The following is a 12,098-nucleotide window of genomic DNA, read 5'->3' as shown; positions in this document are numbered from 1 at the left end:
GCCTGAGCGCCTTCTCCAACTCCGCGATATCGATCTTGCACATGCAGCGGCAGACAGTGCTATCAAGCACGAAAGACTGTCGGAAAGGAAACGAAAATGGACGCCACCGCACTCAAGGCCATGCAGGCGCCGTTGAAAGAGGCCTATCGCGACGATGCCTCGCGGGCGCTGATCACGCTTCGGGCCAAGGGTTCGGTCGACGACCAGTCGATCGCCTGCAAGGTGGAGACGGGCAGGGCGCTGGCCATCGCCGGCCTGCATCCGGCCACCGGCGGCTCCGGGCTCGAACTGTGCTCGGGCGACATGCTGCTGGAGGCGCTGGTGGCTTGCGCCGGCGTGACGCTGAAGGCGGTGGCCACCGCGCTGGAATTCAGGCTTGGCAGTGCAACCGTCGAGGCTGAAGGCGACCTCGACTTTCGCGGCACGCTCGGCGTGGCCAGGGATGCGCCGGTCGGCTTCCGCGCCATCCGGCTCAATTTCAATCTCGACACGGATGAACCGCAGGAGCGCATCGATGCGCTGCTGAAGCTGACCGAGCGCTACTGCGTGGTGTTCCAGACCATCAGCAACAAGCCGGAGCTGGCGGTTTCAGCGCGGCGCTGACGCTGCCAATCTCCCCCCCTTGCGGGGGTTGATGAGTGGTCCGCGAAGCGGACGGAAAGCCAATTGCTTGGCTTTCCGAACGACGAACGCCTGGCAAGGCAGAGGGGGGCGCTGTCCCGCCAGCGTCTCAGCCCTGTTCAGTCAAACCAAATCGCTTCGCAACAGATAGATTAAGTGAAGGTCGGCGATCCTTCGCGCCCCCCTCTGTCCTGCCGGACATCTCCCCCACGAGGGGGGAGATCACGCTCATCTCTACTGCGCCGCCGGTTCCTCCGCGTCGCCTTCGTCGGTGAACGGCGAGGCGCTCGGCACGCAGTTCACCGCCCAGCCGGCCGGCGTCGGTTGCTTCTGGTATTCGGTGATTGCGTTGGTGCACTGGTCGCGGGTGTCGAAGGTGCTGGGCAGCACCACCATGCCGCCTTGCGGGCCGGCGATCACCAGATACCAAACAAGTGCGACGCTGGGAGCAGCCATGGAATTTCCTCGCTTTGCTGTTGTGGGAGTCGCCGCGATCCTAGCAACTCCGACCGGGTGGCGGAAGCGCGCGTCGTGCGCGGCGCTCCGCCCGGCATCACAGCCGCGTGATGTCAGTCCGTCGCGAGAGCCGCTCAGTTCACTGCAAAGCAGTAATAAAGCCCATCGCCGCCGGTGCCTTGCAGCGCCTCCTGGCTGCAGCCGCCGCGCGAGGCATGCGAGGAATTCCACGACTTGGCGGCCGCCGAATCGTCGAGCCCGGTGCGGTCGTGGTGGCCGACCATCGCCACGCCTTCCGCGCCGCTCATCGTCCAGTCGCCGCAGGTCTGGTCGGCGATCTTGGTGCCGTCTGGCTTCGAGCCGGTCAGCACATCATGCCGGTTCGGCTTGTCGCCGCGGCCGTTGACCACTTCGCCCTTTTCATTGAGCGCCGTCTCCTTGCTGATGGCATTGGCGTCGCTGTGCAGCGAGGCGACATCGTCGGCGATCTTGACGCCCTTGGCGTTGACCCATGGACCCTTGCCGATGCGGTCGCGCGCATCGGCATCGCTGGTCGAGAGATAGGCCGCCCAGGTCTTGCCGGTGACACCGGCGGCCTCGGCCAGCGAGGCGCAATGCGCATCGGCGCCCTTGAGGCCGCCAAGGTCGGCGCCCTTGCCGGAGCCGACGCTGGTGACGAAGAAACTCATCGTCGCGCCTTGTGAATAGGCGACGCCAGCTGCTGCAACGAAGGTGGCGGCGGTGGCGAGAAGCAATCTGCGCATGGTGGTCCTCCGTGCTTCGGGTTTCGAATGTTTTACATTCGAAGAACGTCGCCGAGCGCGGAATTCTTCCGCCTGAAATGCCTGTTTATTCCGGCTGCCGGTAGGCGACGAAGCGGTTGTGCTTGGCCTGGAAGATCAGCCCGGTCTCGGTGAGCGTCGGGCTGGCCAGCGGCACGATGCGTTTTGCGATCTCGGACGGATGCGGCAGTGTCTCCGGATCCTCGCCGGGCACCGCCTGCGCGCGCATCGCGGTGCGGGTGGCGCCGGGGTCGGCGGCGTTGACCCTCAACGGCAGGCTCTGCGTCTCATGCGCCCAGGAGCGCATCATCGTCTCGACCGCAGCCTTGGAGGCCGCATAGGGTGCCCAGAAGGCGCGCGCCGAGTGTGCCGCGTTGGAAGACAGGATGATGGCGCGTCCGGCATCGGAAAGCCGAAGCAGCGGGTCGACCGAGCGGATCAGCCGCCAGGTCGAAGTGACATTGATGGTCATCACCTTCTCGAAGGTTTTTGCCTCGACATGGCCGATCGGCGAAATGACGCCGAGCACGCCGGCATTGGCGACGAGGATGTCGAGCTTGCCCCAGCGCTCATGGATGGCGCCGCCCAGCCGGTCGATGCCGGCCATGTCGGCGAGGTCGAGCGGCACCAGCGTCGCTTCGCCCTTGCCGGTTTTGGCGCGTTCGGCCTTGATCTGGTCGTCAAGCTCTTCCAGTCCGCCGACGGTCCGCGCCACCGCAATCACATGCGCACCGGCGGCGGCAAGCTCCTTGGCGATGAAATAGCCGATGCCGCGCGAGGCGCCGGTGACAACGGCGGTGCGGCCGGAGAGGTCGAGGCTCATGCGATAACTTCCGTGAGGTGCCTACGCCCCGCTCGTCGCCAGCAGCGACAGCGTGCGCACATTGTCGTGGCCTTCGAAGTCGAGCAGGCGGGTCGGGTACTGGCCGGTGAAGCAGGCGTCGCAGAATTGCGGCTGCTCATTGTCGCGGCCGGCCTCGCCGACGGCGCGGTAGAGGCCGTCGATCGACAGGAAACCGAGCGAATCGACACGGATGAATTCGGCCATCTCCTGGATGGACATGCGCGAGGCCAAGAGCTTCGACTTCTCCGGCGTATCGACGCCGTAGAAGCACGACGCGCTGGTCGGCGGCGAGGCGATGCGCATATGCACTTCCTTGGCGCCGGCATCGCGCACCATCTGCACGATCTTCTGGCTGGTGGTGCCGCGCACGATACTGTCGTCGACCAGCACCACGCGCTTGCCCTCGATCATGCGGCGGTTTGCGTTGTGCTTCAGCTTCACACCCATGTGGCGGATCGAATCGCCGGGCTGGATGAAGGTGCGGCCGACATAGTGGTTGCGGATGATGCCGAGTTCGAAGGGAATGCCGGCGGCCTGGGAAAAGCCGATCGCCGCCGGGGTGCCGGAATCCGGCACCGGCACGATGATGTCGGCATCGACGGGGCTTTCCTGCGCGAGTTCCGCGCCGATGCGCTTGCGAACCTCATAGACGTTGCGGCCCTCGACCGACGAGTCCGGCCGCGCGAAATAGACATATTCGAAGATACAGAAGCGGGTCTTCTGCTGCTCGAACGGGAACAGGCTCTCGATGCCCTTGGCGGTGACGACGACCATCTCGCCGGCCTTCAGGTCGCGCACGAAGCGGGCGCCGATGATGTCGAGCGCGCAGGTTTCGGAAGCGAGGATCCAGGCGCCGTCGAGGTCGCCCAGCACCAGCGGGCGGATGCCTAGCGGGTCGCGGCAGCCGATCATCTTCTTGGCCGTCATCGCCACCAGCGAGAAGGCGCCTTCGACCTGGCGCACCGCGTCGATGAAGCGCGAGTTGAGATCGCGCTCCTTGCTGGTGGCGACCAGATGCAAGAGCGTCTCGGTGTCGGAGGTCGACGAGAAGATCGCGCCCTGCTTCTGCAGCGCGCGCTGCACGGTCATCGCGTTGGTCAGATTGCCATTGTGGGCGACGGCGAAACCGCCATCGGCAAGTTCAGCGAAGAAGGGCTGGATGTTGCGCAGGCCGGCGCCGCCGGTCGTGGCATAGCGGGTGTGGCCGATGGCGCGGTTGCCTTGCAGGCTGTCGATGACGCGCTGCTTGGTGAAAGTGTCGCCGATCAGGCCGACATGGCGTTCGACGTGGAACTGGCTGCCGTCATAGGAGACGATGCCGGCGGCTTCCTGGCCGCGATGCTGCAGCGCGTGCAGGCCGAGCGTGACGATGGCCGCGGCATCCTGCCGGCCGAATATGCCGAACACGCCGCATTCGTCGTGGAAATGGTCGTCGGCCTCGGCGGAAAGCACGTCGTCTGCGTCTGCCATGTGGGGCTCAAGCTCCGCTAAAATCGCCATATAAGGCGATAGCGCGTCGAAAGCAACGCATGCCGCGGCGTTTCACATCATCGTCAGGCCTGGCCCTCGTTGGCCAGGTATCAGTTTGCCGGCGCCGCGGGCGCAGGATTGGCGGGCTGGGCCGGTGCATTGTCGGCCGGCGCATCGCTTTCGCTGTCGTCGGGCGCCGGGGCATCGTCGCCGGTTGCCGGTGCTTCCGTTGTCGGCGCGGCGGGGGCCTCTGTGCCGGCCTCGGGTGCCGCCGGCTGATTCGGGTTCAGCTTCTTCAGGATGGTGTTTTCCGGATCCTCGGGCAGCAGGCTTTCCAGCTTGGCGCCGATCTGTTCCAGCAGCGGCCGCGACTTGGCGTTGGCGACCCAGGCCGGAGCCTTGGCGCCGGCCAGCCAATTGAAGAACAAAAGCGCCACCGCGACCACCAGGATGCCGCGCGCCGCGCCGTAGAGGAAACCCAGCGTGCGGTCGAGCGCGCCGATCCTGGAATCGATGATCCAGTCGGCGAGCTTCATGGTGATGACGGAAACGACGATCAGCGCGATGACGAAGACGATGCCGGCCGCCGCCGCCATGGCGATCTTTTCATTGTCCAGATAGGGCTGAACGTAAGGCAGAACCGGCTTGTAGAAGAAGAAGGCCGCTGCCGCCGCCGCAGCCCAGGAAACCACTGACAGCACCTCGCGGGAGAAGCCGCGAACCATGGCCAGCATCGCGGAGACCAGGGTGAAGCCGACGAGAATTCCGTCAAGCAGCGTAATCGGCATGTCCTTCGCCCCTGTCTTTTTTCACGGCTCGACGAGCCGCGTCACTCTTCCTCGTCGGCGCGGCTGCGCCGTGAGCCGGCTATGCGCGCCACGAGATCGGCAAGCTCGGTGGGCTGGAAAGCGCTGGCCCCGATCCCCCCGGCCCCATTACCACCAACAAGTTCCTCGCTGCCCAAGGGCAGAACCGCGCTCCCGAAACCCAGCTTTTCGGCCTCCCTGAGGCGCTGCTGCGCATGCGCAACCGGCCTCACCGCGCCCGACAGGCTGATTTCGCCGAAATAGACGCAATCGGCCGGAAGGGCAAGACCGGTGAGCGACGAAACCAGTGCTGCCGCCACCGCGAGATCGGCGGCGGGCTCCGAAATCCGGTAGCCGCCGGCGACGTTGAGATAGACATCGTGCGTGCCGAAGCGCACCCCGCAATGCGCCTCCAGCACGGCCAGCACCATCGACAGACGCGCACCGTCCCAGCCGACGACGGCGCGGCGCGGCGTGCCCAGCGAGGAGGGCGCCACCAGCGCCTGGATCTCGACCAGCACCGGACGCGTGCCTTCCATGCCGGCGAAAACCGCGGCCCCCGGCGATTTCGCATGGCGTTCGCCGAGGAACAGCTCCGACGGATTGGCGACCTCGCGCAGGCCCTTGTCCGACATTTCGAAGACGCCGATCTCGTCGGTCGGCCCAAAACGGTTCTTCACCGTGCGCAGGATGCGGTAATGATGGCCGCCTTCGCCCTCGAAATAGAGCACGGCGTCGACCATGTGCTCGACGACGCGCGGTCCGGCGATCTGGCCTTCCTTGGTGACATGGCCGACGAGCACGATCGCCGCCCCTGTGGATTTCGCATAGCGGATCATCGCCTGGGCGGCGGCGCGCACCTGGGTGACGGTGCCCGGCGCCGAATCGGCCATGTCGGTCCACAGCGTCTGGATCGAATCGAGGATCACCAGGTCCGGCCGCTTGCCGTCGGCGATCGTCGCCAGGATGTCCTCGACATTGGTCTCGGCGGCAAGCTCGACCGGCGTGTCGGCGACGCCAAGCCGCTGGGCGCGCAGCCTGATCTGGGCGACAGCTTCCTCGCCCGAGACATAGACGATGCGGTGGCCTTTTGACGCCAGCGCCGCCGCCGCCTGGGTGAGCAGCGTCGACTTGCCGATGCCGGGATCGCCGCCAACTAGAAGGGCCGAGCCGCGGACAAAACCGCCGCCGGTGGCGCGGTCGAGCTCGCCGATGCCGGAGACGATGCGCGGCGCGTCCTCGATGTCGCCGGACAGGCTGGTCAGCACCACGGCGCGGCCCTTGCGGGCATTGCGCGTGTTGGCCGGGCCGGAACCGATGCCGCCGGCCGTGCCTTCCTCGACGAGCGTGTTCCATTCGCCGCAAGCATCGCACTTGCCGGCCCAGCGCTGATGCACCGAGCCGCAATTCTGGCAGATGAACTGGACGCGCGATTTGGCCACGCTCTTACCTTTTCGCCAATTGGCGAGCGCCGTGATCCTTCGCGCCCCCCTCTGTCCGGCAGGACAGAGGGGGGCGCCGTAGAGCGCTGCGGTTTGGTACGACTTCTACCAAGCGCCTACTCAAACCGATCCGGCAGATGATGCTCCTCGGCAAGGTCGGAGAAGCGGGTGAACTCGCCCTGGAAGGCGAGGCTGACCGAACCTGTCGGGCCGTGACGCTGCTTGGCGACGATGACTTCGGCCTTGCCGCGCATCTCGTTCATCTCGTTTTCCCACTTGACGTATTCGTCGGTGCCGGGCTTCGGCTCGCGGTTCTTCAGGTAGTACTCCTCGCGATACACGAACATCACCACGTCGGCGTCCTGCTCGATCGAGCCGGATTCGCGCAAATCCGACAGTTGCGGGCGCTTGTCGTCGCGGCTTTCGACCTGACGCGACAGCTGCGACAGCGCGATGATCGGCACGCTGAGCTCCTTGGCGAGCGCCTTCAGGCCGGTGGTGATCTCGGTGATTTCCTGCACGCGGTTCTGCGAGGATTTGGCGCTCGATCCCTGCATCAGCTGGATATAGTCGATGACGATGAGGTCGAGGCCGCGCTGGCGTTTCAGGCGCCGTGCGCGGGCGGACAACTGGGCAATGGAAATGCCGCCGGTCTGGTCGATGAACAGCGGAATCTTCTGCATGGTCTGCGAGCAGGCGACCAGCTTCTCGAAATCCATCTCGGAAATCTCGCCGCGGCGGATTTTTGACGACGGAATCTCGGTTTGCTCGGAGATGATGCGGGTGGCGAGCTGCTCCGACGACATTTCCAGCGAGAAGAAGCCGACGACGCCGCCATTGGCGGCCTTGAACGAACCGTCGGCCTGCTGCGCCGGCACATAGGCCTCGGCGATGTTGAAGGCCATGTTGGTGGCCAAGGACGTCTTGCCCATGCCTGGGCGGCCGGCGATGATGATCAGGTCGGACGGCTGCAGGCCGCCCATGCGGCGGTCGAGGTCGCGCAGACCTGTGGCGACGCCCGACAGGTGCCCGTCGCGCATATAGGCGGCATTGGCCATGTCGACAGCGGTCTTGACCGCGTCGGTGAAGCTTTCGAAGCCGCCATCGTAGCGGCCGGTCTCGGCCAGCTCGAACAGGCGCCGCTCGGCGTCCTCGATCTGCTCGGAGGGCGACATGTCGACCGGCGCGTCATAGGCGATGTTGACCATGTCCTCGCCGACGGTGATCAGCGCGCGGCGCGTGGCCAAGTCATAGATGGCGCGGCCATAGTCGGTGGCGTTGACGACGGTGACGGCCTCGACGGCAAGCCGCACGACATATTGCGCCACCGTCATGTCGCCGACCTTTTCGTCGGCCGGCAGGAAGGTTTTTAGCGTGATCGGCGTCGCCACCTTGCCCATGCGGATGAGTTCGGCTGCGACCTCGAAGATTTTCCTGTGCAGCGGCTCGTAGAAATGCCCGGCTTTCAGGAAATCGGAGACGCGGTAGAAGGCATCGTTGTTGACGAGGATGGCCCCGAGCAGCGCCTGCTCGGCCTCGATGTTGTTCGGTGCTTCGCGATAAAGCGGTGTTTCCGCGACGCCGAATTTGCGTGCTGCCTCAGCCATGATGTCCCCGAATTTCGATCCCGCATTCTCGATATCAGAACGGACAAAAGCCGGTGCTGACTTATCTGCAACAGTACCTGTCCAACCAGCTTTGATGCCCACTGTTCACAGGAGAAGCACACCGTCCACAGGACAGAATTCTCGTGCTCCGATTCCGGTTGACTCGGCAAGGTGGTGATTCTGCATATAGTAGAACAAATAAGGAACAAAATCAACCTGCGGACGAACGCAACCGCTAGACGGCATCGCCCCAGTCCAGCCGCCGCGCCACCTTGAACGCCTCGCCGTCGCGCTTGGTGAAGAGCTTCTCGCCGGCGCTGCCGTCCGGTTCGCAAAGCTTCAGCAACACCTTGCCTGAGCCGGATTTCGGCGGCGCGATCACTCGTGCGGGGCGGGTGGGGGCTGGCTGCCGAGAAGCGGCGACATAGATGAATTTCTCGTCTTCCCACGGCACGTCGGCGTCCTTGGCCAGCCGGTGCAGGCGCGAGCGGGCGACGCGGCGCGAAAAATGACACCAGTCGGGCTGGGCAAGCGGGCAGGGCGCCTCATGCGGGCATGGTGCCAGGACATGTGCGCCCGTCTCGATCAACTGCTGGCGCACGGCAAGAATGCGCTGCCAGCCGGCCGGCGTGCCCGGCTCGACGATCAGCAGCGTGTCGGCGGTCAGTTGCCAGAGCCTGTTGACGAGCTTCGGCAGCGATGCCGGCGTGATCTCGTCCAGTACATAGGCACAGCTGACCAGATCGGCCGGTTTGAGGTCGGCAAGGTCGATGGTGACGTCGCCGGCGATCCATGCAGTCTTGGCGGTGATCGCGTCGACGGCGAGCGTCTCGCCAACCTTGCGCACCGCGGCACTGGCTTCCAGCAGTACCGCCGCTTCGAGATCGGGCCAGAGGTCGGTGGTGGCCCAAAGCACCGTGCCAGGGCCGGCACCGACATCGAGCAGGCTCTTCGGCGCGAAGTCGGGGCGGGCATCTGCCAGCGCGTCGAGGCTGGCACGCACGGCGGCGTAGGTCGCCGGCAGCCGCGTCGCCAGATAGGCCCTGACCGCCATCTCCTCGGCCATGTGCAACCGGCCGTCGCGCAGTTCGGCCCGGTAGCGGTCGGACAGCGTCCTTGCCGCTTGCTTCAAGACAGGCAGCGGCACCTTGTCGAGCAGGCGCTCGACGCCTTGCCGCAGCGGGGCGGGCAGTTCCACGGCTCAGGCTCCCCTCGGCGCCAGAAGAATGACCGAGGCGCCGATGATGCAAAGCGCGGCACCGCCAAGATCCCAGCGGTCGGGGCGCATCCCCTCCACCAGCCACAGCCAGCCGAGCGACGCCGCGATGTAGATGCCGCCATAAGCGGCATAGGCGCGGCCGGCGGCGTTGGTGTCGACCAGCGCCAACAGGAAGCCGAACAGCGCCAGCGAGACGAGGCCGGGCGCCAGCCACAGCGGTGATCTCTCCAGCCGCCACCACGCCCAGAACGAAAAGCAGCCGGCGATCTCGGCAAGCGCGGCAGAGATGTAGATGAGGTAGGTCATGAAAAGGTCTCGCGATAACGAGACCTTTTTCATGCTTGAGAGGGCTATGGCAAGACCAAGGGTCGCCGGCGCGCTACTCGCCGTCCGCAACCTTGCGGCGGCGGGTGGGCTTGGCGACGGGCGCCTCCTGCCGGTGCCCCATGTCGCGCATTTCCAGTGCCTTCTCGCATTTGCCCATATAGTCGCGCGTCATCGGCAGCGTGTCGTTCATCTTGGCGAGCTGGATCTGGAAGATCACCAGGTCCTGCCAGCGGAAAGCGGCTTCCGAGGCGGCCAGATAGAACTCCCACATGCGGCAGAAACGCTCGTCATAGATAGCCTTGGCCTTGTCGCGGTTGGCGGCGAAGCGCTGGCCCCAATGCTTCAGCGTGTCGGCATAGTGCAGCCTGAGCATCTCGACGTCGGTGACGACGAGGCCGGACTTCTCGATCGCCGGCATGACCTCGGAAAGTGCCGGGACGTAGCCGCCTGGGAAGATGTATTTGCGGACGAAGGCGCTGGTCGCCCACGGCACGCCGGAGCGGCCGATCGTGTGCAGCAGCATGACGCCGTCCGGCTTCAAAAGCGTCGCCGACTTTTCGAAGAAGGTGCGGTAGTGGTTGACGCCGACATGTTCGAACATGCCGACCGAGACGATGCGGTCGAAGCGCTCGTTGAGTTCGCGATAGTCTATCAGGTCGAAATGGACGCGGTCCTGGAGCCCTTGCGCATGGGCGCGGTCGGTTGCGACCCCGTGCTGTTCGGTCGACAGGGTGACACCTTGCACATCGACGTCGAAGGATTTCGCAAGATAAAGCCCGAGCCCGCCCCAGCCGGAACCGATATCGAGCACCGTCTGGCCGGCCTTCAGCCTGAGCTTGGCGGCGATGTGGCGCTTCTTGGCGGCCTGCGCCTCGTCGAGCGTCATGTCGGGCTGCTCGAAATAGGCGCAGGAATATTGCATGTCCTCGTCGAGGAAGAGCCGGTAGAGGTCGCCCGAGAGATCATAGTGGCGCTGCACGTTGCGCCGCGCGCGCGAGGCGGTGTTGATCTGCTGCAGCCGGCGGAAGGCATGGCGCAGGCCCTCGATCGCCTTCGACCAGGTGGCGTCGATGCCGCCGCTGCCCATGTTCTGGAAGGCGATGCGCATCACGCCGAGCACGCCGCCCTCGAGAATGTCGAGCTCTCCGTCCATGTAGGCTTCCGGCACCGCCAGCATCGGATCGAAGGTGATGGCGCGTTCGGCATGCCTGGTCTTGATGTGCATGTGGACCGGCTCGCCGCTGCCGTCGCCGAAAACCACGGCTAAACCCTTGGGGCCGGTTACCTTGAGATTGCCGGTCCGCACTAGACCGTCGAAAACGCGCTTCAACAGAATATTCATGACCAAATGTCCCCTCACGGTCAGACAGGCTGTTCGCGCATGACCCCGAAAATCGACACCGATCTCGGAAAGGATCATGCGCCAAACAAAGTTTCTACAGCGTCCTTTCCCCGTCCAAAGGGCGCACGACGCTATAATCTGCAACAAGATATAGGGGCTCGAAAAGTTCCATTTGGCACAAAAAAGCCCGGGTCAGAGGCCCGGGCGTTGGTCCAGAATGGGTGTGCTGATATTCAGGTGAGACCGGCCTGCGAATGGCGGTTTCCTGCGCCTCCGGTGCTCGCGTACTCAATGTACGCTCCGCTCCGGTTCTCGGACCCCACCATTCTCGGCGCGGTCTGACCTGAATCTCAACACACCCAGGCGCGCCCACAGGACGCGCTCGTATCTTATAGATCAGGCGTTCTCTTCGCCGCCTTCGAACTCGGCGTTCGGGTCGAAGAAGTTCTCCGGCCGTGCATTGTCGTTGATGTCTTCGCCATAAATGGCTTCGGCGGTGGTCAGCGTCTCGCCCTTGGCCTGGCGCTCGGCTTCGTCGGCCGTGCGGGCGATGTTGAGCGTGATCGTGACCTCGACTTCCGGATGCAGCGCGATCGCCACATTGGTCACACCGATGGTCTTGATCGGCTGGTTGAGCTGGATCTGGTTGCGGTTGACCGAGAAGCCCTCGGTCGTCAGCAGGTCGGCGATGTCGCGGGTCGACACCGAACCGTACAGCTGGCCGGTCTCGCCGGCCGAACGCACGGCGATGAAGCTCTTGCCGTCGAGCTTCTCGGCAACCTGCGCGGCTTCCGACTTGCGCTCGAGGTTACGGGCTTCGAGCTGGGCGCGCTGGCCCTCGAACTTCTTCTTGTTGGCTTCGTTGGCGCGCAGCGCCTTGCCCTGCGGCAGCAGGAAATTGCGGGCAAAGCCGTCCTTGACCTTGACGGTATCGCCCATCTGGCCGAGGCGGGAAACGCGTTCGAGAAGAATGACTTCCATGGTTTTGTTCCTTTAAGGTTAGGCGTAGACGCCGAATTCTCTGGAACAGGTCAGGAAGCAAAAGGGGCGGTTACCGCCGGTGTCGCTGTCCTGCCTGTCGCGGCAGTTAGAGGCTTTTCACCTCAACTCGGGATTTTGGATCGAACCCTGCGGCGCCCGTCGCCGTGGGGAAAAAAGCGGGCGGCTAGCCGCCCGCTGGCT

General features: G+C 64.8%; 12 protein-coding genes. 1 reads left to right on the top strand and 11 read right to left on the bottom strand.

The window, feature by feature from the left end; translation table 11 throughout:
* The first annotated feature begins 96 nt into the window (after positions 1 to 96).
* A complete protein-coding gene (locus AC1RUK_RS17770) occupies positions 97 to 603 on the top strand; it encodes an OsmC family protein (RefSeq protein ID WP_436171790.1) in 507 nt (168 codons plus the stop codon).
* A 252-nt stretch (positions 604 to 855) separates the two neighbouring features.
* Here AC1RUK_RS17770 and AC1RUK_RS17765 read toward each other — a convergent pair whose 3' ends face one another.
* The 11 genes from AC1RUK_RS17765 to rplI all read right to left on the bottom strand — a co-directional run bounded on the left by AC1RUK_RS17765 (position 856) and on the right by rplI (position 11,897).
* The gene (locus AC1RUK_RS17765; RefSeq protein WP_006202291.1) at positions 856 to 1,077 is read right to left on the bottom strand and encodes a hypothetical protein; all 222 of its coding nucleotides are present in this window, start codon (positions 1,075 to 1,077) and stop codon (positions 856 to 858) included.
* A 134-nt stretch (positions 1,078 to 1,211) separates the two neighbouring features.
* A complete protein-coding gene (locus AC1RUK_RS17760) occupies positions 1,212 to 1,841 on the bottom strand; it encodes a hypothetical protein (RefSeq protein ID WP_436171791.1) in 630 nt (209 codons plus the stop codon).
* Positions 1,842 to 1,926: 85 nt separating this feature from the next.
* Positions 1,927 to 2,682, bottom strand: coding sequence for an SDR family NAD(P)-dependent oxidoreductase (locus AC1RUK_RS17755; protein ID WP_436171792.1), 756 nt, complete (start codon positions 2,680 to 2,682; stop codon positions 1,927 to 1,929).
* Positions 2,683 to 2,703: 21 nt separating this feature from the next.
* Positions 2,704 to 4,173 (bottom strand): amidophosphoribosyltransferase, encoded by a 1,470-nt coding sequence (gene purF, locus AC1RUK_RS17750; protein ID WP_436171793.1) that lies wholly within the window; start codon positions 4,171 to 4,173, stop codon positions 2,704 to 2,706.
* A 110-nt stretch (positions 4,174 to 4,283) separates the two neighbouring features.
* Positions 4,284 to 4,961: a CvpA family protein gene (locus AC1RUK_RS17745; protein ID WP_436171794.1), complete on the bottom strand. Its 678-nt coding sequence runs from the start codon at positions 4,959 to 4,961 to the stop codon at positions 4,284 to 4,286.
* 41 nt (positions 4,962 to 5,002) lie between these two features.
* A complete protein-coding gene (gene radA, locus AC1RUK_RS17740; protein ID WP_436171795.1) occupies positions 5,003 to 6,421 on the bottom strand; it encodes a DNA repair protein RadA in 1,419 nt (472 codons plus the stop codon).
* A 116-nt stretch (positions 6,422 to 6,537) separates the two neighbouring features.
* Entirely contained in the window at positions 6,538 to 8,028 is a 1,491-nt protein-coding gene (locus AC1RUK_RS17735) for a replicative DNA helicase (protein ID WP_436171796.1), read from the bottom strand.
* A gap of 235 nt (positions 8,029 to 8,263) precedes the next feature.
* Positions 8,264 to 9,226, bottom strand: a complete 963-nt coding sequence (locus AC1RUK_RS17730) for a small ribosomal subunit Rsm22 family protein (RefSeq protein ID WP_481834574.1) — start codon at positions 9,224 to 9,226, stop codon at positions 8,264 to 8,266.
* A 3-nt stretch (positions 9,227 to 9,229) separates the two neighbouring features.
* A complete protein-coding gene (locus tag AC1RUK_RS17725) occupies positions 9,230 to 9,553 on the bottom strand; it encodes a YnfA family protein (RefSeq protein ID WP_481834575.1) in 324 nt (107 codons plus the stop codon).
* Positions 9,554 to 9,626: 73 nt separating this feature from the next.
* The gene (locus tag AC1RUK_RS17720) at positions 9,627 to 10,916 is read right to left on the bottom strand and encodes a cyclopropane fatty acid synthase (RefSeq protein ID WP_481834576.1); all 1,290 of its coding nucleotides are present in this window, start codon (positions 10,914 to 10,916) and stop codon (positions 9,627 to 9,629) included.
* A gap of 396 nt (positions 10,917 to 11,312) precedes the next feature.
* Positions 11,313 to 11,897, bottom strand: a complete 585-nt coding sequence (rplI, locus tag AC1RUK_RS17715; RefSeq protein ID WP_481834577.1) for a 50S ribosomal protein L9 — start codon at positions 11,895 to 11,897, stop codon at positions 11,313 to 11,315.
* Between the last annotated feature and the right edge of the window lie 201 nt (positions 11,898 to 12,098).

Source organism: Mesorhizobium monacense (assembly GCF_056781675.1).
This window is presented reverse-complemented; position numbering and strand designations above follow the sequence as displayed.